General features: G+C 63.0%; 27 protein-coding genes. 11 read left to right on the forward strand and 16 right to left on the reverse strand.

Annotated features, from left to right (window positions below; genetic code table 11):
• Positions 1-68: 68 nt before the first annotated feature.
• The 5 genes from CH286_RS26315 to CH286_RS27980 all read right to left on the reverse strand — a co-directional run bounded on the left by CH286_RS26315 (position 69) and on the right by CH286_RS27980 (position 4,518).
• Positions 69-1,094, reverse strand: coding sequence for a zinc-binding alcohol dehydrogenase family protein (locus CH286_RS26315; protein WP_094610848.1), 1,026 nt, complete (start codon positions 1,092-1,094; stop codon positions 69-71).
• Complete coding sequence (locus tag CH286_RS26320; protein WP_094610849.1) at positions 1,091-2,563, reverse strand: bifunctional aminoglycoside phosphotransferase/ATP-binding protein; 1,473 nt, start codon at positions 2,561-2,563, stop codon at positions 1,091-1,093. The genes CH286_RS26315 and CH286_RS26320 overlap by 4 nt, the downstream gene beginning before the upstream one ends.
• A gap of 41 nt (positions 2,564-2,604) precedes the next feature.
• The gene (locus tag CH286_RS26325; RefSeq protein ID WP_094610850.1) at positions 2,605-3,201 is read right to left on the reverse strand and encodes an Rv1733c family protein; all 597 of its coding nucleotides are present in this window, start codon (positions 3,199-3,201) and stop codon (positions 2,605-2,607) included.
• A 118-nt stretch (positions 3,202-3,319) separates the two neighbouring features.
• Positions 3,320-4,219: a universal stress protein gene (locus CH286_RS26330; protein ID WP_094610851.1), complete on the reverse strand. Its 900-nt coding sequence runs from the start codon at positions 4,217-4,219 to the stop codon at positions 3,320-3,322.
• Positions 4,213-4,518, reverse strand: a complete 306-nt coding sequence (locus CH286_RS27980; protein ID WP_176458358.1) for a three-helix bundle dimerization domain-containing protein — start codon at positions 4,516-4,518, stop codon at positions 4,213-4,215. Before CH286_RS27980 ends, CH286_RS26330 begins: the two co-directional genes overlap by 7 nt.
• Before the next feature lie 196 nt (positions 4,519-4,714).
• On the opposite strand from CH286_RS27980, the gene CH286_RS28030 reads away from it, so the two are divergent.
• A complete protein-coding gene (locus CH286_RS28030; protein WP_217902955.1) occupies positions 4,715-6,142 on the forward strand; it encodes a DUF4389 domain-containing protein in 1,428 nt (475 codons plus the stop codon).
• Here CH286_RS28030 and CH286_RS26345 read toward each other — a convergent pair.
• Complete coding sequence (locus CH286_RS26345) at positions 6,117-6,890, reverse strand: sulfite exporter TauE/SafE family protein (RefSeq protein WP_094610853.1); 774 nt, start codon at positions 6,888-6,890, stop codon at positions 6,117-6,119. The two genes, CH286_RS28030 and CH286_RS26345, sit on opposite strands and share 26 nt — an antisense overlap.
• Positions 6,891-7,019: 129 nt before the next feature.
• Here CH286_RS26345 and CH286_RS26350 point away from each other — a divergent pair, with 129 nt between their 5' ends.
• The 3 genes from CH286_RS26350 to CH286_RS26360 all read left to right on the forward strand — a co-directional run bounded on the left by CH286_RS26350 (position 7,020) and on the right by CH286_RS26360 (position 9,598).
• Complete coding sequence (locus tag CH286_RS26350; protein WP_094610963.1) at positions 7,020-8,399, forward strand: rhodanese-like domain-containing protein; 1,380 nt, start codon at positions 7,020-7,022, stop codon at positions 8,397-8,399.
• Positions 8,400-8,669: 270 nt separating this feature from the next.
• Positions 8,670-9,101 (forward strand): hypothetical protein, encoded by a 432-nt coding sequence (locus CH286_RS26355; protein WP_141215900.1) that lies wholly within the window; start codon positions 8,670-8,672, stop codon positions 9,099-9,101.
• The gene (locus CH286_RS26360; RefSeq protein WP_176458359.1) at positions 9,098-9,598 is read left to right on the forward strand and encodes a flavodoxin domain-containing protein; all 501 of its coding nucleotides are present in this window, start codon (positions 9,098-9,100) and stop codon (positions 9,596-9,598) included. Before CH286_RS26355 ends, CH286_RS26360 begins: the two co-directional genes overlap by 4 nt.
• Here CH286_RS26360 and CH286_RS26365 read toward each other — a convergent pair.
• Complete coding sequence (locus CH286_RS26365) at positions 9,573-10,121, reverse strand: DUF1003 domain-containing protein (protein WP_255182771.1); 549 nt, start codon at positions 10,119-10,121, stop codon at positions 9,573-9,575. The two genes, CH286_RS26360 and CH286_RS26365, sit on opposite strands and share 26 nt — an antisense overlap.
• A 160-nt stretch (positions 10,122-10,281) precedes the next feature.
• Here CH286_RS26365 and adhP point away from each other — a divergent pair, with 160 nt between their 5' ends.
• The 5 genes from adhP to CH286_RS26390 all read left to right on the forward strand — a co-directional run bounded on the left by adhP (position 10,282) and on the right by CH286_RS26390 (position 14,803).
• The gene (gene adhP / locus CH286_RS26370; protein ID WP_094610856.1) at positions 10,282-11,292 is read left to right on the forward strand and encodes an alcohol dehydrogenase AdhP; all 1,011 of its coding nucleotides are present in this window, start codon (positions 10,282-10,284) and stop codon (positions 11,290-11,292) included.
• Complete coding sequence (locus CH286_RS26375; protein WP_094610857.1) at positions 11,292-11,720, forward strand: hypothetical protein; 429 nt, start codon at positions 11,292-11,294, stop codon at positions 11,718-11,720. Before adhP ends, CH286_RS26375 begins: the two co-directional genes overlap by 1 nt.
• 19 nt (positions 11,721-11,739) lie before the next feature.
• Entirely contained in the window at positions 11,740-13,131 is a 1,392-nt protein-coding gene (locus tag CH286_RS26380; RefSeq protein WP_094610858.1) for an NAD-dependent succinate-semialdehyde dehydrogenase, read from the forward strand.
• Between the two features lie 118 nt (positions 13,132-13,249).
• On the forward strand, positions 13,250-14,053 hold the full coding sequence (locus CH286_RS26385; protein WP_094610859.1) for a GAF and ANTAR domain-containing protein: 804 nt from the start codon (positions 13,250-13,252) through the stop codon (positions 14,051-14,053).
• A 150-nt stretch (positions 14,054-14,203) separates the two neighbouring features.
• Positions 14,204-14,803: a hypothetical protein gene (locus CH286_RS26390; protein WP_094610860.1), complete on the forward strand. Its 600-nt coding sequence runs from the start codon at positions 14,204-14,206 to the stop codon at positions 14,801-14,803.
• Positions 14,804-14,824: 21 nt separating this feature from the next.
• Here the strand turns inward: CH286_RS26390 and CH286_RS26395 are convergent, their stop codons facing one another.
• Genes CH286_RS26395 through CH286_RS26415 form a run of 5 tightly spaced genes read right to left on the reverse strand, consistent with a single transcriptional unit; the run spans position 14,825 to position 17,399 of the window.
• Complete coding sequence (locus CH286_RS26395) at positions 14,825-15,250, reverse strand: VOC family protein (RefSeq protein WP_255182772.1); 426 nt, start codon at positions 15,248-15,250, stop codon at positions 14,825-14,827.
• Between the two features lie 10 nt (positions 15,251-15,260).
• Complete coding sequence (locus CH286_RS26400) at positions 15,261-15,704, reverse strand: universal stress protein (protein ID WP_094610861.1); 444 nt, start codon at positions 15,702-15,704, stop codon at positions 15,261-15,263.
• Between the two features lie 51 nt (positions 15,705-15,755).
• Positions 15,756-16,583, reverse strand: a complete 828-nt coding sequence (locus tag CH286_RS26405; RefSeq protein WP_094610862.1) for a slipin family protein — start codon at positions 16,581-16,583, stop codon at positions 15,756-15,758.
• 49 nt (positions 16,584-16,632) lie between these two features.
• On the reverse strand, positions 16,633-17,145 hold the full coding sequence (locus tag CH286_RS26410) for a flavodoxin domain-containing protein (RefSeq protein ID WP_094610966.1): 513 nt from the start codon (positions 17,143-17,145) through the stop codon (positions 16,633-16,635).
• A 38-nt stretch (positions 17,146-17,183) separates the two neighbouring features.
• Positions 17,184-17,399 (reverse strand): hypothetical protein, encoded by a 216-nt coding sequence (locus CH286_RS26415; protein ID WP_094610863.1) that lies wholly within the window; start codon positions 17,397-17,399, stop codon positions 17,184-17,186.
• A 227-nt stretch (positions 17,400-17,626) separates the two neighbouring features.
• On the opposite strand from CH286_RS26415, the gene CH286_RS26420 reads away from it, so the two are divergent.
• Both CH286_RS26420 and CH286_RS26425 read left to right on the forward strand, forming a co-directional pair.
• On the forward strand, positions 17,627-18,112 hold the full coding sequence (locus CH286_RS26420; RefSeq protein WP_094610864.1) for a DUF5994 family protein: 486 nt from the start codon (positions 17,627-17,629) through the stop codon (positions 18,110-18,112).
• 39 nt (positions 18,113-18,151) lie between these two features.
• Positions 18,152-18,487 (forward strand): alpha/beta fold hydrolase, encoded by a 336-nt coding sequence (locus CH286_RS26425; RefSeq protein ID WP_255182784.1) that lies wholly within the window; start codon positions 18,152-18,154, stop codon positions 18,485-18,487.
• A gap of 61 nt (positions 18,488-18,548) precedes the next feature.
• Here the strand turns inward: CH286_RS26425 and CH286_RS26430 are convergent, their stop codons facing one another.
• Genes CH286_RS26430 through CH286_RS26445 form a run of 4 tightly spaced genes read right to left on the reverse strand, consistent with a single transcriptional unit; the run spans position 18,549 to position 21,499 of the window.
• On the reverse strand, positions 18,549-19,187 hold the full coding sequence (locus CH286_RS26430) for an SRPBCC family protein (RefSeq protein ID WP_094610866.1): 639 nt from the start codon (positions 19,185-19,187) through the stop codon (positions 18,549-18,551).
• Complete coding sequence (locus CH286_RS26435) at positions 19,184-19,669, reverse strand: DUF2231 domain-containing protein (RefSeq protein WP_094610867.1); 486 nt, start codon at positions 19,667-19,669, stop codon at positions 19,184-19,186. The genes CH286_RS26430 and CH286_RS26435 overlap by 4 nt, the downstream gene beginning before the upstream one ends.
• A 58-nt stretch (positions 19,670-19,727) precedes the next feature.
• Complete coding sequence (locus CH286_RS26440; protein ID WP_094610868.1) at positions 19,728-20,555, reverse strand: ABC transporter permease subunit; 828 nt, start codon at positions 20,553-20,555, stop codon at positions 19,728-19,730.
• Positions 20,552-21,499: an ABC transporter ATP-binding protein gene (locus CH286_RS26445; RefSeq protein WP_094610869.1), complete on the reverse strand. Its 948-nt coding sequence runs from the start codon at positions 21,497-21,499 to the stop codon at positions 20,552-20,554. Before CH286_RS26445 ends, CH286_RS26440 begins: the two co-directional genes overlap by 4 nt.
• Positions 21,500-21,505 lie beyond the last annotated feature (6 nt).

The raw sequence follows: 21,505 nt of genomic DNA on the forward strand, positions 1-21,505 counted from the left end.
CTCGACACGAGTCTCGACATCGGTACAAATGCTCTCCTTTCGAGGACACTCGGCACTTCTTACACCGGTCACATCACGACGACCGCGGTACCGGCGAATCGGCCGTGTCGCAGGTCGCGTAGGGCTTCCGGCACGCGATCGAACGGGTAGACCGTGGTCTGCACCGTCAGGTGGATTCGACCGCAGATCTCGAGGAATGCCCGTGCATTCTCTCTGGTGTTCGCTTCGACACTGCGCAAACGCTTTTCGTGGAACAGGTGCTGCTGGTAGTTCAGCATCGGAACGTCGGTCATGTATATGCCGGCCAGAACGACAGTTCCGCCCGGGACGAGTGCCGCGAGCGCCGCGGGGACGATCTCGCCGAGCGGAGCGAACACGATGGCTGCATCCAGCTGCTGTGGAGGCGCAGCGAACGTGTCCTGCGCGGAATCGAGACCCAGGGACAGTGCGAGCTCGCGAGCGACAGGATCTCTGGTCATCACGTGCACCGTGGCTCCGGTCGAGCGAGCAAGCTGGGCGACGATATGTGCGCTGCCCCCGAATCCGTAGAGGCCGAGTATCCCGTTCTCGGGGAGCTCGGCAAGCAGCAGTGCTCGGTAGCCGATGATGCCCGCACACAACAGGGGAGCGAGTTCATCGGTGCGGTATCCGTCCGGCACCGCGAGAGCGTAGTCAGCGGGAACAACCGCCCACTCTGCGAAGCCTCCGTCGTGATCCCAACCGGTGTAACGAGATCGGGTACAGAGATTCTCCTTCCCTGCGGTGCAGAACGAGCAGGTTCCACATGTGTGCCGAAGCCACGGGATGCCCACGCGGTCGCCCACGTGGAAACTGGTGACCGAATCGACCCCGACGGCGGACACGACCCCCACGATCTCGTGCCCGGGGACGACGTGAGGGGCGTGCACCGGAAGATCGCCCTCGACGACGTGCAGGTCCGTCCGGCATACCCCGCAGGCCTGCACCGAGACCAACAGTTCTGCTGGTCCCGGAATCGGACGGCGTTCTTCTACGAGCTGTAGCGGACTGTTGTCCACCGACCCTGGGACCGTTGTGCGCCATGCCCTTCCGAATTCCGCGTTCGAATGTGTCATCGAATGCACGCAGCAGCGAGTGATTGGGTAACGGTTCCGGCAGTGTCGATCACGGATGCACTCGGCCAAGGGCATCGGGAGCCGGCCATGGCGTCGTACACGTGGGTGGATGCATCCGACGCTCCCCGCGGACGGGTCGCGATACGTTCTACGGCAATACTTTTCGGAACTCGACATTCGAGCTCGACGAAATCACTGTGCGTGGTGACGGCAAGGGTCCGCGCCTGCTCCCGCGTCTGCTTCTCGTTCCACGTTGCGTCGATGACGACCGAACGGCCCATCGTTACCTGCTCGTGCGCGCGATGCATCAGCTCGGAATAGGTGGCTGCTGTTCTCTCGGCGGTATAGAGCCCGCATCCGACGGCCGCCGGATGCGGAGACTGCGGGTCGAGCCCAGCGCTCTCCTTGCGCACCACATCGCTCGACAGCACCACCGCCCCGGTACGTTCCGCGAGTGCGGCTGCCACCGTGCTCTTGCCGGTGCCCGGCAGGCCTCCCACCAACGTGACGGTAACCGCCGACGACGCCAGGTGGTCCAGCGCGAGTTGCACGTGGGCGAGCGCGTCGGTCTGCGAAGACGGATGACCCTGATGAAAGCGAAGGCAGGCCACCTTGGCGCGCACGGTGGCGCGGTAGGCGATGTAGTGATCGATCAGAGAGCAAGGAGGATTGTCCTCGGTCGCCTCGAGGTACGACGCCACGAAGCGTCGCGCCGTATCGGGGCGGCCCTGAAATTCCAGATCCATCGCCAAGCAGGCGACGTCGTCGATTCCATCGAGAAAGCGAAGTCGGTCGTCGAAGTCGAGACAGTCCAGTATTCGGGGACCGTCCGGCAGACAGAAGATGTCGTCCGAGAGAAGGTCGCCGTGACCGTCGACAATGCAGCCCCGAGAAATCCGATGATCGAAGAGGGCACTGCGGCCGGCGACGTAGCGCGAGGAAAGACGTTCGAGTCGGTCGACCAGTGCGGTGTCGAGGACGCCGATCGCCAGGACACGCAGTTCGCGGATGTTGTTGCGCCACCGCTCGTCGAGAGCGCTCTGTTTGCCTTCGTCGTCGATGCGGGTGCCTCGGTGGCTGGTCTGGTGGGCGACCGCGATCGTACGCGCGATCAGGTCGATGACAGTACCGATATCATCGCCGGCTGCAGCGCGAGTGGACAGTCGAGTGGAGTCGGGCAGACGACGCATCTTCAACAGTGGTTCGGCGGGCCCGCCGTTCGGATCGGTGAGCTCGGCGATTCCGATATAGACATCGGGCGCGAATCGAGAATTGAGCGTGAACTCCCGGTCGCACGCGGTCCATCGGGAATCGACCGTACGAAAGTCGAGAAATTCGGTTTCGATCGGCTTCTTCATCTTGTAGACGACATCACCGAGTAGAAAAACATAAGCACTGTGCGTTTCGTGGATCAGTGCGGCACCGACGGCCGTCGGACCTGACGGATCGCACTCGACGACTGCAGGCATGGTTCATCCTTCGAATGGTGTTGGGAAAAGGTTTGACGGCACTAACGTGAGGGATGATCGCGGGCCTGTAGAAAGCGTTGCCAGTCTCTGTCCCACTGCCGCATTCGTGAACGTTCACCTGCCGCAGAGGTGAGGTAGACAAGGCCGGCGATGACGACTGCCCCGAGAAACCACACGAACACGGCGGTGGCAGCACCGTTGACGACGGCACCGGCAGCAGTGTCGGGGGCGCGCACGAGATTCCCGTCCGCATCACGCCAGATCGGAGTCGTGTCACCGATTCGTAGCGCCGAGGGTACGTCGGTTGCCCCCGAGCGCAGTGACCCGTCCGGCGCGCTCCACTGCACGATCGCGGTACCGGCCACGGTCGTGACGCCGTCGGTATCTGGCCGAGCGGATTTCGTGGCGTCGATGACACGGGCGTCGACCAGAACGTACTGTGCCCGTTGCTGTTGCGACCGCAGCGACAGGTCGCTGTAGGTCACCGAACCGATTGTTGCGGCGACGGGAATCAGCAGCAGAAGTACCGCGACACCGACGACGACTGCCGTTCGTTCGATTCTGTCGGGCAGTCGCATCAATGGATTGGAGACCCACGGATTTCGTCGCCACCACCGATGAACAAGTTCTGTGAACATGCCCCGTCACCTACTCCTACCTGAATTGAATTCGTCTTCCACGAGTCTCCGGCGTCGAGTAACACATCCGTAAGGGCACAAGGTCCCGATGAGCCGGGGCTGTCGGCAGTACGAGGACTCAGCGCACCACGAGGATCGGACCGCCCGACGCGTGCACCAGCGACTGGCCGATCGACCCGGTGAAGGGACCCGTCCATGGAACGGTCCCGCGGCTGCCCACCACGAGCAGGTGTGCAGTAGTCGATGCGAGTCGTAGCTCGTGCTCTGCGGACGCGTCGAGCAGATGCAGATGCACGGCGACCGTGGGATGCACGGACGCAGCGGCGTCGACGCGTCCGCCCAGCCACTTGAGTGCTCGAATCTGCTCCAGTCCAGTATCTTTCGCGGCGGACCGATAGTGAGGCGAACCGACGTGCAGCGCGGTGAGCGGGACCTCGAGTGCGTCGGCGAACCAGAAGGCGGCCTCGATCGCTCGGGTGCAGGAGTCCGAAAGGTCCACGCCGACGACAACCGGAGAATCCGGCGTGACATCTGGGTGCTGCGGGCGCCACACCAGAACCGGACACGCCGATTCTGCAACGATACGAGTTGCGTTGCGGCCGAACAGTACATCGCGAATCGGGCCCGATTCGTGACCGCCGATGACGAGTAGATCAGCAGTGTGCGACAGTGCGCCGAGAACCGACGCAATCGGGTCGTCCGTCAGAATCGAATCGATCGTGATCCGGGGATCGAGGCAGAAGAGCTCACTGCGAGCAGATCGGAGAAGACGTCGACCGTGTAGTCGCACCGACGACCGCGTCGATCCCCGGGGTGTCAGCGCGTGCACGAGCCGAATACGTGCCCCGGTGACCGATGCCAGACCTGCAGCCCACGACAGTGCGGCGCGAGACTTCTGGGTGCCGTCGAGTGCGACGACGATGTCACCCCAGTCCTCTTTCGCCCAGAATCCGGGAGCGGCGTCTGCCGAAGCGATCGGGGTTTGTGCGGGCAGCGGTCGCGGCTCTGTGCTCACCATGATCGTCCCGCCATGGGCGGCAGGGTGCGGCGTATCCGGGCCGAGACGGCCTCCAGGTCGTCATCGATTGCACGCTCGGCTCGTAGGCGGTCGAGCTCTACCCGGGCACGATTGGACGTCAGCGGAATCAGGTGGCCACTAACGCGAGCGGTTGCATTCAGCCGGTCGTAGGTGGTGCGGACTGCATCCTCGACGGTCGCGCGCGTCAGATCGGGAAACCTCGCGGTGAGCATCGAGGCGACGGATGTCAGTTCGTCGTTCAACAGCGGGGTGGTCGGTCCTGCGTCGGTGATGGTCATGAAGATCGGCTACCTCGCGGTCGTGGACGGGAAGAGTTCCTCCCTCGAGCGTGCCCGGAGCGGATTGAGCGATGTAGGGCCTTTCGTCGGCAAGCCTGTTACCGAAGGCCCCTCTGTCCTCCCGTGCGGCCTCGTAGCGTCGTCCACGCTGCCCGATGACCCCACCGCACGAGTTGTACCGACCGAAGGGCCCGTTATGGGAATCAACAGAGTTTTCGCACTCGTCATCGGATGTGTGGTGTCACTCGTCGCCTTCGCTGTGCTCGGTGTCGGCGTACTTCTGTTCTTCGGTTACGTAGCGCAGGACGACGAGGGGCGAATCAGTTTGCCGACTGCACCACTGACGACAGCCTCGAGGGCGCTCGTGTCCGAGGACGTCGCCCTTGTCGATTCGATCGACCCGCAGGTGTCGGACAGGGTGACGGTCTCGGCTCGGGTCACGTCGTCCGATCCCGCTCGCGAGGTGTTGATCGGGATCGCGCCCACGGCTGATGTCCGCGACTACCTTCGCGGTGTGGCGCACACCGTGGTCACCGATGTCGAGTTCGCTCCCTTCCGGGCTCGATACGACACGGTCCCCGGTAACGGCACCGCCGCTTCACCGCTGGATCAGCCATGGTGGTCGGCCAGCTCGACCGGCACTGGCACAACACAACTGGAGTGGAAGCCACAGGGTGGCTCGTGGACGTTGGTCGTCATGAATGCCGACGGTAGCGCCGGCGTCGACGTGGACGTGAGCGCAGGCGTTCGAGTGCAATCACTCGGACCGGTGGCGGCATCCGTACTTGCAGCGTCGGCGATCCTTCTGGTGCTCGGCGTCGGATCCATCGTGTTCGGCGCAGCCGGTCTCGGGAAGCGTGCCGCTCCCGAGACCGTCGCGGAATCGGAACCACTCGACGAACCTCACGCCCTGCTCAGCGCTACCGAACATTCTCGATATCCGGTGGTGCTCACCGGCACACGTCCCGTGTCTCTGTCCCGGGGACTGTGGATCGTCAAATGGCTTCTGGCCGTGCCACATTACATCGTCTTGTTGTTCCTCGCGGCAGGGTTTGTCGTCACTACATTCGTTGCCGGCGTGGCGATCCTGTTCACCGGAAGGTATCCGCGCGGGCTGTTCCACTTCAATGTCGGCGTTCTCCGATGGGTGTGGCGGGTCCAGTTCTACTCGTACTCGGCGCTGGGGACCGATCGATACCCACCCTTCACCCTGCATCACGCGGACTATCCGGCCGACCTTACGGTGGAGTACCCCGAAAGGCTCTCGCGCGGCAAAGTATTGATCAAGTGGTGGCTGCTGGCGATACCGCACTACCTCGTGCTCTCCCTGCTGGCCGGCGGCTGGTATGCAGGCTTCCGGTTGGCCGGTAGCGGGGACGCGGGCCCCACTGGTCAGCCGTATCTGTTCGGCTCCGTCCTCGGTGTGCTCGTCCTCATCGCCGGAATCACGCTTCTGTTCACCGGTCGCTATCCGCGAGGCCTGTTCGACCTGGTGCTCGGCATCAACCGGTGGGTGTTTCGCGTCGCGGCTTATGCGGCCTTGATGACCGACGAATACCCACCGTTCCGGCTCGACATGGGGCCGGACGATATCGAGGTCAGCTCAGAAACGCCGCGTCGATGACGACGTACCCGGCCACGGCGAACACCAGGTAGGCGAACAGGCGTTGCAGGCGTGCGGTATCGACCCGAGTTCCGAAGTGCGCGGCCAGAAGGGAGCCGACTATCGCAGTGCCTGCGAAGGCGAAGGTGATCGACCAGTCGATGGTGGTACCGCTCAGATGTGAGAACAGGCCTGCGACGGAGTTGGCGACGATGATGACCAACGAGGTGCCGACCGCGACCGACATCTCGATGCCGAGCATCAGCACGAGCACTGGAATGATGAGGAAGCCGCCTCCGACGCCGAACAGCCCGGTCATGAATCCCACAGCAAGGCCGGCTGGAATCGAACGTGGAGCGCAGTGTCTCCAGTTGATGCCCGATGCCGATGTCTTGCAGGCTGTTCCGATATCTCCTCGCTCGGCGAGCATTCGAGCTCCTGCGGCAACCATCACGGCTGCGAAGCCGAGCAGCAAGATCCTCTCCGGAAGCAACCGGCCGAGTGCGCTGCCGGCGAAGGTCGCTGGAATGCCGGTCGCAGCGAACACGGCCGCCAGTCGCCATTCGACGCGGCGGGCTCGCAGCTTCGGTATCACTCCCACCGCCGAGGCGGTACCGACGACGATCAGCGAGATGGGGATCGCTTCCTCTACGCCGAGGCCCAGGGCGAACACCAACACCGGGACCGCAAGAATGGATCCGCCTCCACCGAGTAGGCCGAGGAGAATTCCGATCACTGCGCCGAACCCGAGCGCCAGAGCCACTGTCATCGTGCAATCACTTCGTTTCGTAGAGTCGTTGCCATACCCCAGGGGGTACTTGACATACCCTAGGGGGTATTACACACTGTGTCTATCGCCCCGTGAATCGCGCCTGGCGACAGCAAGATGGAGGAATCCGTGATCCTCGAGCAGTACTACCTCGAATGTCTTTCCCACGCTTCGTATCTGATCGGTGACGAGACCACCGGACGTGCGATCGTCGTCGATCCGCGTCGCGACATCGCCGAGTATCTCGACGACGCCGCCGAGTACGGACTCACCATCGAGGGGGTCGTCAACACTCACTTCCATGCCGACTTCGTTTCGGGGCACCTCGAACTGGTCGACGCGACCGGTGCCTGGATCGGCTTCGGCGAGGCAGCCGAGACCGACTACCCGATCCGGCGACTGCGCGACGGGGAGCGGTTGTCCCTCGGCGACGTCGAACTCGAAATCCTCTCGACGCCCGGTCACACCTGGGAGTCGATCTCGGTGCTGGTTCGGGAGCGCCCCGGCGCGACACCCACCGCGGTCCTGACCGGTGATTCCCTCTTCATCGGAGATGTCGGACGTCCGGACTTGGTCAATCTCGGAGATGGCTCCACCACAGACCTGGCCCGTGCGATGTATTCGACGATCCACGAGAAGCTGCTGACGCTGCCCGACGAAGTCGTCGTCATGCCCGCCCACGGTGCAGGATCGTCCTGTGGAAAGAACCTGTCCACCGAGCTCACATCCACCATCGGTGAACAACGCGCGAGCAACCCGTCGGTGCAGCCGATGACCGAGGGTGCGTTCGTTGCGCTCGTCACCGACGGTCAACCGGCCGCGCCGTCGTACTTCTCCGCCGACGCCGCGATGAACAAGCAGGTGCACCCACTGCTGTCTCCGAGCCGTACGATCCCTGCGCTGACGCCGGGCGAGGTCCGAGACGAGCTCGCCGCCGGCACTCGAGTGCTCGACGCACGAAGTGTGGACGACTTCGCTGCCGGTCATCTGCGCGGATCGATCAACGTGGGGTTCGACGGTCGCTTCGCCGAGACCGGCGGCATGGTCGCGGAGGTCGGTGGTCGTATCCTGCTCATCGCATATCCGGGCGAAGAGCAGGAGGCAGCGCTGCGGTTGGCCCGAATCGGATCCGACAACGTGACCGGATACCTCGGAATCGGCCGTGACGGTGCGTTTCCAACCGAGCTGGCGACGTTGGTCGAGACGGCACCGCGCACCACTGTCGAGCAGCTCGACCTGATGCTCGCTGCGGAGGAGGTGACACTCATAGACATTCGCAACCCGGGTGAGCGCGACTTCGGCACGATACCGGGAGCGATCCCGATCCCGCTGGCACAGTTGCGAACTCGCCTCGATCAGGTGCCGACCGGTAAACCGATCGTGATGCACTGCGCCGGAGGATGGCGCTCGAGCGTGGCCGCATCCTTGCTCCGAGCGCAGGGATTCGAGGATGTCTCGGATCTGTTCGGCGGATACGACGCGTGGGCCGAAACCCACGTTCCGGCCTGACTTTCGACCTACTCGTACCAGGAGGATTCCCATGTGTTACCCCGTCACCTGCAAGAAATGCCACAGGACCGGCTGGGGCGGTTGCGGCAAACATGTCGACTCCTTCATGCGTACGGTTGCCGCAGCCGATCGCTGCACCTGCAGTGAGGATTCGACGCCGTCCGCGAAGGAGCGTCGGAGCATCCGGTCGTTGTTCGGTCGCTGAATCACCCCGCCCAGCAGGGACCTTGTGCCCTAGTTCACGCATCGCGCCGCGACCAAACTGAACAGATGATGCCTACGACTCGAGTGCTCACCGTGCAGAATCGACGATGGCCGTGGCTGGGGGCTGTCTGTGGAGGCGTGTCGATCAATGCATTCGGTGGTGCGATCGGGTTCGCCTCGGGTGCAATCGATCTGAGTCCCGACCTGCAATCCGGGTTGCCCGTGACGCTCACAGCACTTTCACTGGTACTGGTCGTCGGCATTCCTATGGGGCTTGCTGCGGCATCTGCCTTTGCAGGCGGCGGACGGTCGGGTCCCATGGCCCACATAGCCGGAGTGCTCCTCGTGGCCTGGATTGTCGTGCAACCGGCCGTGACCGGTGAGACGAGTTGGCTGCAGGGATCGTTCGGTGTGCTGGGGCTCGTCATCGCTCTCCGCGGATGGCGAATAACGGTTGCCGCAGGCAAGTCCGCGCATCTCGTATCGGACGACGCATGAGAATACTGGTCTGCACCGCGGGTCGGCATGGAGCGACCCACACCCTGGGCGAGGAAATGGCTCGAGTCTTCGAACACGATGGCGTCGACGTCGACATACGTGTACCGGAATCCGTGATCCGAGTGGACGACTACGACGCGTTGGTCATCGGCAGCGCCGTCTACTCCGATCGCTGGGTTCCGAATGCGAAGGCTCTGGTGGACAGGGTATCGAGGTCGGCGCATCCTCCCGTGTGGCTGTTTTCCTGTGGACCGCTGCATTCGAGCGACAGGCCGGTCAACGTCACCTCCGATGCCGCGCACGCAGCAGCGGTGTTGCATGCCGTCGCGCACCGAACGTTTCCTGGAAAGCTCGATCCTGAACGGCTCTCGGTGGGAGAACGTCAGATATTCGTCGTCTCCGGCGCGGTCGCCGGAGACTTTCGTGACTGGGTTCTCGTGTGCAACTGGGCACGAGAGATCCTTGCCTGTCTCACGGCTGGGAAGCCGGGCTCGTGACCTTCTGAGTATTCCCTGCACCGGCACGCTGGGCTGACGGGCAGACGTGTTCGTGTATCTCCGCCGCCAACCGAGCCACCGATTCGGTCAAGACGGTGTTGGTCTCGATCATGTCCTGGAGTAGGGCGGTGTTCGAAAGTGTGTGAACGGCAACCTCACTGCTCACCGAGTCTGCGCGTTTGGCCGAGATCAGCAGAATTGCTCCTTGAAGTCCGGCGATCATCGACAGGAACAGGTTGAGCAGAATGAAGGGGTACGGGTCGAATCCGTCGTTCTGGTTGTATGCGGCCCACAGCGCCATCACGCCCAGAAACAGGAAGACGAAGGGCCAGGAGCCCATTCCGTTTCGGACGTAATCCGCCGCTCGCTCACCGGTGGTCAGTGCATCGCCGGTTCGGACGCCCGGGTGTTTTCTCCACAGGTTCATCGCTCGCAGGTCTTCGATCGGGAGTGTGCAGCAGTATCCATGCTGCCGAGTGTCGTCCAGGTCGTCGACGAGCACCAGGGACGAAAGCCCCTGCATTTCAGACCTTTCGACTCCCGACCCGCCGGTTCGGGATACGTCCCGAACCGGCGGTGACTTCCGGCCCTACATGCCGATCGCGGGAGCGCCGACCATCGACAGTGTGCATTGCTCGATGGTCGAGAACGGCATTGGTTTCGATAGTTGGAGGTAGTCCACGATGAAAGCTGCTGTTGTCACCGAGTTCGGCGGACCCCTGGTCGTCAAGGACATCCCGATTCCGGAACCTGCGCCCGAGCAGGTGTTGGTGAAGATGGAGACGTGCGGGGTATGTCACACCGATATCCATGCTGCGCAGGGGGATTGGCCAGCGAAGCCGACCCTGCCGTTCGTTCCCGGGCACGAAGGTGTCGGAGTGATCGAGGCGGTCGGATCGCAGGTGTCCGAAGACAGAATAGGTGAGCGGGTCGCCATCGCGTGGCTCGGTTCGGCGTGCGGCGAATGCGATCACTGCGTATCGGGGTGGGAGACTCTGTGCGAGAAGCAGCAGAACAGCGGCTACTCGATCGACGGGGCCTACGCCGAATACGCTGTGGCCCATGCGAAATATGTCGTCCGCGTTCCCGACAGCATCTCCTCGTTCGACGCGGCTCCACTGACTTGCGCCGGCGTCACCACGTACAAGGCCGTCAAGGTCGGTGGCGTCACACCGGCGCAGCGGGTGGCTATTTTCGGCGTCGGCGGACTGGGCCACATGGCGGTGCAGTACGCCAAGATCGCGGGCGGATTCGTCACCGCCGTCGACATCGAGGACGAGAAACTCGAACTCGCACGTGAACTCGGGGCAGACCACACCGTCAACTCGGCGACCACCGATCCGGTGGAGGCCATCCAGGATCTCGGTGGTGCCGACGTCGCCATCGTGCTGGCAGTCATCCCCAGCGTCTTCGATCAGGCCTTCCGGTCACTGCGTCGCGGAGGTCGGTTGGTGTGCGTGTCGATGCCTGCTCACGGCGTGTTCCCGGTCCCGATCTTCGAGACGGTCGTCGGCGGAATCTCGGTACTCGGCTCGATCGTCGGCACCAGGAAAGATCTGCGTGAGGTGTTCGCGCTGCACGAGGCCGGTCGTACAACGGTATCGGCAGTCTCCCGCAAACTCGACGAGGTCAACGACTGCTTCGACGACCTGATGGCCGGACGCGTCACCGCTCGTCAGGTTTTCGAGTTCTGATGACGCAACCCTTGATTGTCGTGGGCGCGCTCAGCGAGCGTGCCCCCGGCGAACACCGGGTCAGTGTGACCCCGCATTCGATTGCTCGGCTCACCGCGCATGGCGTGCGCGTGATGGTGGAGGCGGGAGCGGGCACCGGATCATGGATATCCGACGCCGCATACGAGACCCCCGGGGCCGAGATCGGTTCGGCTTCGAAGATCATCGACACCGCGGACGCCATCACCTGCGTGGGTAGGCCCCCAGCGGAGTTCGTGGCGTCGATGCGTCCCGGCCAGTTCCTCGTCGGACTGCTGCACACCGCGACCGACTCCGATCTGGTTCGCTCGATGACCGCGCAGTCGGTCGTGGGCCTTGTTCGGCGATGCCGAACAGTCTCTGGTGCAGCTTCTCTCAGCAATCAAAACCCTCGTCGCCTGACGGGGTAACCTCACGGCAGGAGCCGATATGTCCTACGCATCGACCAACCCCTTCACCAACCGGACCGTGGCCACGTTCCGCGACATCACCGACCACGAGCTGGACAATGTGGTGGTCCAGGCCCAATCCACCTTCGAGTCGTGGAAGAACGTCCCGTTCGCCGAACGAACGCACGTCATGAAGCGAGCGGCTGTTCTGCTGCGCGACAACGCTCGTGAGTACGCCCACCTGCTCACCCTCGAAATGGGAAAGCTGTTCTCCGAGAGCCTCGGTGAGGTGGAGCTATCCGCGTCCATTCTCGAGTACTACGCCGACAACGCCGAGACCTTTCTCGCTCCCCGCACCCTGCCGTCGGCACCGGGCGAGACCGGCAACGCAGTGGTACACAGCGAGCCGCTGGGAATTCTGCTGGGCATCCAACCGTGGAATTTTCCCTACTACCAACTCGCCCGTGTGGCCGGACCGAATCTGATGGCGGGCAACGTCGTCATCGTCAAACACGCCTCCATCGTTCCCCAGTCGGCCGCCGCGTTCGAGAAGCTCTTCCTCGATGCCGGTGCACCGAAAGGCCTGTACTCCAACGTCTATGCGACGAAGGAGCAGATCTCGTCGTTGATCGACGATCCCCGTGTCCGCGGTGTCGCGCTCACCGGAAGCGAACAGGCCGGCGCGATCGTCGCGGCCCGGGCAGGCAAGAACTTGAAGAAGTCGACGATGGAGCTCGGCGGCACCGATGCCTTGATCGTCCTCGCCGACGCAGACATGGACAAGACCGTGCAGTGGGCGCTGTGGGGGCGCATGAACAACGGGGGACAGTGCTGCGTGGCGTCCAAACGCATCATCGTCGAGGAGAGCGTGGCCGACGAATTCACCGCGAAGTTCCTCGACGCGATGGCCGGGTTGAACGCAGGAGATCCCCTACTCGTGACGACGACTCTGCCACCGATGTCGTCGCAGAGCGCTGCCGACAACCTCCGTGCACAGGCCAAGATCGCGCGCGAACACGGTGCCATCGTCACCGAGGTCGGCGCACCCGTTCCCTCCTCGGGTGCCTTCGTGCAACCCATGGTGATCACCCAGGTGTCCTCGGACAACCCGGCGTACGACATGGAGTTCTTCGGCCCCGTCGCGATGATCTTCCGAGCAACCGATGCCGAGGACGCCGTCCGCATCGCCAACGACTCGAGCTACGGGCTCGGCGGTTCCATCTTCACCGACGATATCGAACGTGGACAGGCTCTCGCCCAGAAGATCGACACAGGCATGGTCTTCGTCAATCATCCGACCTGGACGCGGGCCGATCTCCCGTTCGGCGGCGTCAAGAAGTCCGGTTACGGTCACGAACTGTCCTCGTCGGGCATCGAGGAATTCGTGAACAAGAAGCTGATCAACACCGTCCCCATCGACGCACCCGCCTGAGCGTCGATCCAGCTCGGATCACCGGTGGATGTTCCCGTACGGTTCCACACGCCGTAGGGTTCTCAGTGGGCAGACACGTGCTCGACCAACGTGTGTGCCCACAACGAATCGAGCAGCGATGAATGCAGGGCACACCGGTGACCCGGATCGGGCCGACCCCGACCAAGGTCACGCCGGCTCCGAGCAATCCGTATCCGACGGGTTCGAAGACGACTTCAGGGCCAGTCTCGCGGGGCTCGGTCGCCTGGCGATGAGCACGATGTCGCTGTCGGAAACCCTTTCTCACGTGGCCGAATTCGCGGTGCGCGCCATTCCGGGGGCCGATGGGGCAGGGCTGACGCTTCTGCATCCGGATTCGCCCGCCACGATTGTGGCCAGCACAGACTTCGTCCGTGTAGTCGACGATATTCAGTACGGACTGGGCCAGGGACCGTGCATCACAGCGGCGGCCGAGGGAATCACCGTACGGTCGGGTTCTCTCGATGCCGACCCGCAATGGCCGGAGTTCGGACCCCGAGTGGGCGAGTTGGGTGTGCACAGTGTGCTGTCGCTACCGTTGATGACCAAATCCGTGGTACTCGGTGCGATGAATGTCTACGCGCACAAACCGGACGCCTTCGACGATCGAGCGGCCGAGCTGGGGGAACTGTTCGCAGTTCCCGCGGCGATCTCGGTGCAGAATGCGCGCGCGCTGGACAGCGCAGTACAGCTGACGGAACAGCTCGAGAAGGCATTGAGCAGTCGAGCGGTGATCGACCAGGCCATCGGCATTCTGATCAGTAGAACTGGATGCAGCGACGCCGAGGGGTACGACAAGCTTCGGGACATCAGTCAGACCGAGCACAAGAAAATTGCTGTGGTTGCACAATCGATGGTTTCCGAGGCGATGAAGGCAGCACGGTCGCGTCGCCGACACACATAGACAGAACAAAAGCGCGTAGCGTCATCTACGCGGGTGCACCCGAGGCATGGACTCCGACTTTCGCCTCGCACCCTCACCGGACGATGGAGATCCATCGTGCCAGGATTTACGGAAGAATCGATCAGGCGGCCGGGCCGCACGGGATTCTCGATGAAACTGCAGCCTCGTCTGCTCGCCGATCTGGCGCAATTGACCACAGCACTCGACAGCTCTGCCGTCGACCTCGCACAACTGGTCGACCGACTGTCCTCCGATATCGACGCGGCCGTATCGGCCGTCGTCTCGATAACCCTCACCATGATGGTGGACGGTGAGCGCTTCGAGGTCTCGGCGGCGACGGCGAACAGTGACGATCTCGTGGTTGTTTCGTCGCTCAGACTCACACTTACCGAGCCGCGGGGTACCGGTGCCGAGAAGGTCCTGCTCATTCGGTCCAGCACGGCCGGCGCTCTCGTGGACTTCGCGGCAGATGTCAGCTACTCACTCGGGCTCACCGGCGACTCCGCCGTTCTCGACGGTCACCTGAGCGGTACCGGCGATTCCACCTCGATCGAGTCGGCGGTACGGACTCTCGCAGCCGTGAGCGAAATGAATCGGGCCATCGGAGTCATCATCGCGGGCGGGCGCAGCGCGGCAGAAGCTCGTGCGGAGTTGCACCGGTTGGCTGCGCAATCGGGGGCACCGACAATCGAAGTCGCCCGCCGAATCCTGCGTGACGCTCGCGGTTGGTTCCCCCCGCCCGGGCCGTGATCGGCGTGTGATGGCCCGCGATCAGCGGAATCGATGCTCGATGACGCTGCGCGGCAACTGGAGTGGGCTGGGATAGGCCACGAGAACCCTGTTCCCATCCGGATCGCACCCGTCGACATAGCTGACCCCGTCGGCTGTGTGAATGTACGTCGCTGGGTAATGCTTGCGCAATCGAGTCCCGATCTCGTTGAGTGACTCCGCGCGCTGGGCTGACCACATGATTTCGCTGACTCCCAGAGCTGTCACCGGTCGCGGCATCGACAGAGGATCCGCGTGCAGGTAGATCTGAAAGCCGTTCCGAGCCAGCAACAGTGCGGCATCGGACTCCCGGATGGAAACGGTGAACTCGAAGACCGACGTGTAGAAATCGATCGACCGCTCCAGTTCCCGCACTCTGATCAACGCCGATGCCACGGCCACCGTCGCGATATGCGACCGTGCAGGCACGGCGGCCCCGCTAGTGATGATCCCTCGAATGAACGACGAGTACCGGGCAGTGTGCATGTTCGGTGCACTGTGCACTGACCGATCCCAACAACAGGCCGGTGAATCCGCCGTGGCCTCGGCTTCCGACAACGAGCATCTCTGCCTCGGCACTCGCCTCGATCAAAATCTGTGACGGATAGCCATGTGTGACAACCTTCTTGATATCGGCAGGTTCCTCACTGCCGAACGCTGCCTCGATCGCGTCGTCCAGGAACTTCCTGGCGTCGTCGTCGGGACGTAGCTCACCGGCGATCCCCGCACCCAGATATGACGGGTACTGCCACGCGGCCACCGCGTCGATTCCCCAGCCCAAGGCGTCGGCGATGGGACGTGCGCGCTGGAGGGCCAGAATCGAGCACGGTGAGCCGTCGACGCCGACGACGATGCGTCCCTTGGCCGATGAGTTGTTCGTCATGATCTTCCGTTCCTGATCGTTCGTCGATGGACTGGGTCGGAATGTGCTGGGTCAGACTGCATCGGGCACCAACGGTGCTACGAAGGTGTCGGGAACCAGAGGTTGCGCGGCAGCAGCTTCCCGGGAGAGGAAAGCGCCGAGTTCGCCGATCGTGCTCATCAGCGGGGCGGGGAACACGACCGTGGTGTTCTTGTCGACGCCGATTTCCACGAGGCTCTGCAGATTTCGCAGCTGAAGCGCGAGCGGGTGCGCCATCATGATGTCCGACGCATCGCCCAGCGCAGCCGCCGCGAGGGACTCACCCTGCGCATTGATGATTTTGGCGCGCTTCTCGCGTTCGGCCTCGGCCTGGCGGGCCATGGCACGCTTCATGCTGTCGGGCAGCTGAATGTCCTTGAGTTCGACCAGGGTGACTTCGACGCCCCAGTCGACGGTCGAGACGTCGAGAATCTCGCGGATGTCGAGGTTGATACGGTCGGTCTCGGACAGTGTCTCGTCCAACGTGTGCTGTCCGACGACCTTGCGCAACGTGGTCTGCGCAATCTGATCGATGGCGGCGTAGAAGTCCTCGATGGCGACGACCGACTTGGTCGCGTCGATCACCCGGAAGTACGCGACTGCGGACACATCGATGCTGACGTTGTCCCGGGTGATGATCCCCTGGGATTGAATGGGTTTGGTGATGATGCGCAGCGACACGCGGTGCAGTACGTCGACCATCGGGATGAGTAGTCGTAGGCCTGGATCTCGCACTCCGACAACGCGTCCGAGTCGGAAGAGCACACCCTGCTCGTACTGCTTGATGACACGAACCGATGAGGCGAGTAGGAGCAGCACTACCACGGCGATGATGACGAGGGCTGTCAGAGCAATATTCATGATGACTTCCGGAGAGGTTGGGAAACAGGGCGATTGTGGACGAGCGTCGTCATCGTGGGCTGATTGTTCGGGCGGCCAAGGTATTGCAGATGGCACCGGCCCACTCGTCGACCTCGGCGTGGGATCTATCGTCTCCGTCACCGGCGTTGATCATCCGCACCACCGCGCGCTCGAACCACGACAACGTCGATCGGTCCAGCTTGCCGCCGAACACCTTGTGTTCGATCGCCCAGGACGCCTCGCTCCATTTCGACGTGGTCGCGGAGGGTGTGTGGCTGCCGATCGGTCCACTGGAGAACAACCACACCGGCCTGGTCTCGAGTTCGGACTGCTCACGGGTGACCAGCGACCGGGCGTCGCGGAGCCAGCGGCCCATGTAGACGCCGCTTCCGAGTACGACGGCGTCGTACTCGGCGATGCTGTCCACATCGGCGGCATCGCGGACATCGACCGTCGCCGCGGTGGCGGTGTCCGCCAGCCGCGCGGTGAGTGACGAACCCAACCATTGCCCGAGCTCACGGGTGGAACCATGACGGCTTGCCGTCGCGATCAGGATGCGCATGATGCCTTCTGCTTTCTTTCTCGAGGGTCGGCGTTCGGTCAGCAATGGAGTTGTGCTGTCAGGAGATCGATGGATGTGCGGTATTGAGCGAAGTCGATATCGCCACGTGCGTACCGCGCAGCGAACAACTCCTCCAACGTGTCGGGACCGGCAACGGTGCGCGCTCTCGCCCAGGCGGGAGTGCGAATATCTGACCGCAGCACTGCGAAACACAATGCCGTGACAGCGAAAGCGAGTGCGAGGGAGAGTGTCATGCCGGTCGGTCCTGTCGGTGGTTGCTCGTGAACATCACTGACGATGACTCTGCCCGTCAGGAGCGCCCCGAAACAGGGACTTAGGACCCCCGCCGGTCGCCGAAGGTGTTCATCGTGCCGGCTGCCGACAGTCCCCATCGAATGGGTACTTCGTGCTCTTCCGTACTGAAACTGCATCTCGATAGCGTGCGACTGGACTGCAGAAATCCCACCGAGAAGGGCCCGTCATGACAAATGGAACACCGAGCGGCAACGATCGGGCCGACTACTCTTTGCCCTCCGACAGCGATCGGCGTCTGACGCTGACAGCGCCGGACTCGAGTGTCGGTTCTTCCGGTGAAGTCGACGGAGCGTGGCTGTCGTTCAGTGACGACCTCGACTACGAGGCTCCCGATCTCGTTGCCGCACTGACAGAGCGACTCGGTCCGATCGACCGAGTTCTCTACCGCCTCGACGAGTGGCAGAAGGCACCGAGACGCGTCACCGTCGGCGCACGAAGTATTCACCTGGACGGATACCGGTTTCAGCCACACCACACGCTCGGTGTGCGTACCCGCGACGGCGACAATGTGACGCTGCTCGTTATTCCACCGCTGATGAGCGCGCCTGCGGCGCAGGTAGTTCTGCGTAGCGCCGGCGAGCGAGGAAACACCGAGACGGTCCAGCAGCTTCTGGGATTGACTCTCGTCGATCCCGCCACCGACAGGAGTTGAACGATTACATTTCGAATCCCGACCGATGACGGCCGCAACCTGGAAGTACTCGACGCAGGGCCGGCCGACGCGTTTCCTCTCGTCTATCACCACGGAACCCCGCAGGGCGCTGTGCCGTTCCCGACCCTCGAACGTGCCGCCGCGGCGCAGGGACTGCGGGTCATTTCCTACTCGCGGCCAGGTTACGGAGGCTCGACGCCGCGCCCGGACGGTGCCACCACGGCCCAGGTTGCCGATGACGCCACCGACACCGTAACGGTGTTGGACCACTTCGGGATCGACGAGTTCCTCACCATCGGTTGGTCGGGCGGCGGACCGCGGGCATTGGCCTGTGCGGCACTGCTGCCCGGGCGCTGTCTGGCTGCAGCGTGCTGATGAGCCGGGTCAACGACATTCTGGACAATCTCCGCCGACTGGGCGGGGAGTAGTTCGAGAACTAGACGTGTTGCGGCGTTGCCGCATTCGCTGCGATGGTGCGCAGCATCTTTCGGCTCATGACGAATCCGATGGGTTCGACGAAGTAGCGGCCGAAGGTCAAGCGACTCTTCACTGATGCTGCATGCGAATATCTTCCCCGTTCGATCAGTCGAGTTCGACCACCGGCAACGGCGCGTAGATGGAACGACCAGAGCGCCCGGTCGGCAGAGCCCGGGTCTGCACCCAACAGCACGAAAGCGGTTCCGTCGTCGACCAGGGCCACAGTCAGAGATGGTGATCGGGGATGCAGGACTACGGTGTCACCGACCGTAAGTGTCTGGAATCGAGGGTCGATTCCTGTCGCTGACGTGATGTTGCAGCCGACCATGTTCTCGAGTCCGCGGTAGCTGTAGAAACCTGACCGCTGCTGGCCGAGCTGAATCAACCATGGCCACACGCGTTCCGGCGTTGCGTCGATATCGATCGCATGGGTGTACTGCCAGGCCGGGTGCGGCACGCGCTCGTCGCCGGGCAGTGTTTCGTCGACCTCGGCCGGCGTCGCACCCCACGTAGTACGCCATCGTCGCAGAGGGATCGAGGCCAGGACGTGGAACGCGATGAGTGCTGCGCCACCGGCCGACTCGACGAGTTCGTTCATTCCGACTCTCCGCCTTGCTCGTTCAGGTTTGTGTCTCCCCAGGTTGCGCGTGCACCTGAATCGCCGATTCGATAGACCTGCACCATCGTTCCCACCCCGACCACCAGAGCCAGCACCGCAACCGCGACGACTACGGGTTTGCTCGTTACCGGGTGTGTGCGTTCGCGAAGGTGTAGCACCACGAGGGCGATCGCGACGACGGCCAGCGCCGCGGCGAAATAGATCATTGTGTCGCCCAGCTCGGTGTGGGTCTCCAGGGCTCCACTCTCGTCGACACGCTTCTCGAGCCACTCACCGGCATCGGTGGTGATCGGGGTTGCGATCAGGGTGATGGCCGCAAAGGCGAGGATCAACCACACCAATCGACGCCGGACGGCCGGCAGAAACGCCGCCAGGATTGCCAGTAATGCCGTCAACGGTGCGAGGACGACGATGAGATGGACGAGCAGGATGTGTGCGGGCAATCCGGCGAACGTTGTCATGAGAACCTTTGCATCGGTGTGTGACTCGGGTGGTGGCTGTGAATCGACGGGTTGCTTCTCACGCGTCTCGTCGGCGCAGTAGATACGCTGCAAGGGCGAGTAGCAGGACGGTCCACAGTGCTGCGACCCCGAAACCTTGCCAGGGAGTGAGCAAATCGCTGGGAGCCTGCCGAGGTGAGGCGATCAGGCTGCCGGCTTGAGACGGTAGGTACGCCTGGATGTGTCTGCCGACAGTGCCGGGGATCAGCTGGGTCAGCGGGGCCAGTACGAAAACGAATCCGATCATGCCCGTGATGGCACCCGCGGTGTGACGGACGATGGCACCGACGGCGACGGACATGGCACCGAGCAGAGCAAGGTGCAGGCCGGCGCCAATCACCGCGCGCAGCACGCCGGGATCGCCCAGCGACACCGAGGCACGTGAATCCATGATGGCGGAACCGAGGAAGAATGTGGGAAAGGCCGTGATGTCACCGATGACGAATACGACGGCCATGAACACACCGGTCTTGGCCGCCAGCATCGGTATCCGTGAGGGGACCGCCAGTAGGCTGGCCCTGATCGTGCCGCTCGCGTACTCGCTGGTGACCACCAGGACGCCGAGTACGCATACCGCCAACTGACCGAGTTGGAATCCGGCTCCGAGAATCTGGCGCGCGGGGTCGGTGACGATCTGAAGCTGTGATGCCGGATCGACGTTGTCCCAGTAGGCGACCGTGAACCAGGTGAAGAATCCGGTGAAGCCCACCGTGACGATCACCAACGCGGCCAGGGACCATATCGTCGAGCGCAGCGAGATCAGCTTGGTCCACTCCGATGTCACCAATCCGAGAGCATCGACGCGGTGATGTTCGCTCTCGGGGGGCTTGGTTGCGGTGATGCTCATTGGGTCCCCTGTCCGCGAGAGTGGGTGACGAGTGATCGGTCGTGTTCGACGTCGTCGAGGTGGGTGAGAGTCATGAACGCTTCTTCCAGCGATGCCTCCTGCGGGGTCAGCTGATAGATCGCTATGTGTTGCTGTTGGGCGAGTTCCCCAACTCGGTGTGCCGAGAGATTGCGAACGGTGAGTTCGTCGTGGCCGAGGGCATCGCTCGAACCCCCTGCCGCCGCAATAAGGTTGGCGAGACCCGGAGAATCGGACGACGACACCAGCACCGATGCTCGACTGCTGCGAGCGATCAGCTCCGCGGGAGTACATTCTGCGATGAGCTTGCCGTGATCGATGACTACGAGATGGTCTGCAGTCTGCGCCATCTCACCCATCAGATGACTGGATACGAAGACCGTTCGCCCCTCTCCTGCCAGGTTCTTCATGAGGTTGCGCATCCAGTAGATGCCGTCCGGATCCAACCCGTTGATCGGCTCGTCCAGGATCAGCACTGCCGGGTCGCCGAGTAGTGCTGCGGCAATCCCGAGTCGCTTCCTCATGCCCAGTGAAAACGATCCGGTGCGTTCGCCGCTGACATCGCGCAGGCCGACCAGTTCCAGAACCTCGATGATGCGATTGGACGGAAGTCGTTGCGTCCGAGCGAGATACAGTAGATGATTGTACGCCGACCGCCCCGGGTGGACGGCCTCGGAGTCGAGCAGGGTTCCCACGGTGAGCAGAGGTTTGCTCAACTGGGAATACTCGACGCCGCCGATCAGTGCGGTGCCTGCACTGGGGCGATCCAATCCCACGATCAACCGCATCGTGGTGGACTTGCCCGATCCATTGGGTCCGAGAAAGCCGGTGACCGTCCCGGGTTCGACATCGAACGACAAGTCGTCGATGACGAGTTTGTCGCCGTAACTCTTGCTCAGCGCGCGTACTTCGATCGCGTACCTCATCGTGGA

Source organism: Rhodococcus sp. WWJCD1 (assembly GCF_002258735.1).
Lineage (GTDB): Bacteria > Actinomycetota > Actinomycetes > Mycobacteriales > Mycobacteriaceae > Rhodococcoides.

Excerpts from the sequence above, each read along its gene's own strand:
- CH286_RS26315 (WP_094610848.1), bottom strand. The coding sequence starts at position 1,094 with ATGACACATTCGAACGCGGAATTCGGAAGGGCATGGCGCACAACGGTC.
- CH286_RS26320 (WP_094610849.1), bottom strand. The coding sequence starts at position 2,563 with ATGCCTGCAGTCGTCGAGTGCGATCCGTCAGGTCCGACGGCCGTCGGT.
- CH286_RS26325 (WP_094610850.1), bottom strand. The coding sequence starts at position 3,201 with ATGTTCACAGAACTTGTTCATCGGTGGTGGCGACGAAATCCGTGGGTC.
- CH286_RS26330 (WP_094610851.1), bottom strand. The coding sequence starts at position 4,219 with ATGGTGAGCACAGAGCCGCGACCGCTGCCCGCACAAACCCCGATCGCT.
- CH286_RS27980 (WP_176458358.1), bottom strand. The coding sequence starts at position 4,518 with ATGACCATCACCGACGCAGGACCGACCACCCCGCTGTTGAACGACGAA.
- CH286_RS28030 (WP_217902955.1), top strand. The coding sequence starts at position 4,715 with ATGGGAATCAACAGAGTTTTCGCACTCGTCATCGGATGTGTGGTGTCA.
- CH286_RS26345 (WP_094610853.1), bottom strand. The coding sequence starts at position 6,890 with ATGACAGTGGCTCTGGCGCTCGGGTTCGGCGCAGTGATCGGAATTCTC.
- CH286_RS26355 (WP_141215900.1), top strand. The coding sequence starts at position 8,670 with ATGATGCCTACGACTCGAGTGCTCACCGTGCAGAATCGACGATGGCCG.
- CH286_RS26360 (WP_176458359.1), top strand. The coding sequence starts at position 9,098 with ATGAGAATACTGGTCTGCACCGCGGGTCGGCATGGAGCGACCCACACC.
- CH286_RS26365 (WP_255182771.1), bottom strand. The coding sequence starts at position 10,121 with ATGCAGGGGCTTTCGTCCCTGGTGCTCGTCGACGACCTGGACGACACT.
- adhP (WP_094610856.1), top strand. The coding sequence starts at position 10,282 with ATGAAAGCTGCTGTTGTCACCGAGTTCGGCGGACCCCTGGTCGTCAAG.
- CH286_RS26375 (WP_094610857.1), top strand. The coding sequence starts at position 11,292 with ATGACGCAACCCTTGATTGTCGTGGGCGCGCTCAGCGAGCGTGCCCCC.
- CH286_RS26380 (WP_094610858.1), top strand. The coding sequence starts at position 11,740 with ATGTCCTACGCATCGACCAACCCCTTCACCAACCGGACCGTGGCCACG.
- CH286_RS26385 (WP_094610859.1), top strand. The coding sequence starts at position 13,250 with ATGAATGCAGGGCACACCGGTGACCCGGATCGGGCCGACCCCGACCAA.
- CH286_RS26390 (WP_094610860.1), top strand. The coding sequence starts at position 14,204 with ATGAAACTGCAGCCTCGTCTGCTCGCCGATCTGGCGCAATTGACCACA.
- CH286_RS26400 (WP_094610861.1), bottom strand. The coding sequence starts at position 15,704 with ATGACGAACAACTCATCGGCCAAGGGACGCATCGTCGTCGGCGTCGAC.
- CH286_RS26405 (WP_094610862.1), bottom strand. The coding sequence starts at position 16,583 with ATGAATATTGCTCTGACAGCCCTCGTCATCATCGCCGTGGTAGTGCTG.
- CH286_RS26410 (WP_094610966.1), bottom strand. The coding sequence starts at position 17,145 with ATGCGCATCCTGATCGCGACGGCAAGCCGTCATGGTTCCACCCGTGAG.
- CH286_RS26415 (WP_094610863.1), bottom strand. The coding sequence starts at position 17,399 with ATGACACTCTCCCTCGCACTCGCTTTCGCTGTCACGGCATTGTGTTTC.
- CH286_RS26420 (WP_094610864.1), top strand. The coding sequence starts at position 17,627 with ATGACAAATGGAACACCGAGCGGCAACGATCGGGCCGACTACTCTTTG.
- CH286_RS26430 (WP_094610866.1), bottom strand. The coding sequence starts at position 19,187 with ATGAACGAACTCGTCGAGTCGGCCGGTGGCGCAGCACTCATCGCGTTC.
- CH286_RS26435 (WP_094610867.1), bottom strand. The coding sequence starts at position 19,669 with ATGACAACGTTCGCCGGATTGCCCGCACACATCCTGCTCGTCCATCTC.
- CH286_RS26440 (WP_094610868.1), bottom strand. The coding sequence starts at position 20,555 with ATGAGCATCACCGCAACCAAGCCCCCCGAGAGCGAACATCACCGCGTC.
- CH286_RS26445 (WP_094610869.1), bottom strand. The coding sequence starts at position 21,499 with ATGAGGTACGCGATCGAAGTACGCGCGCTGAGCAAGAGTTACGGCGAC.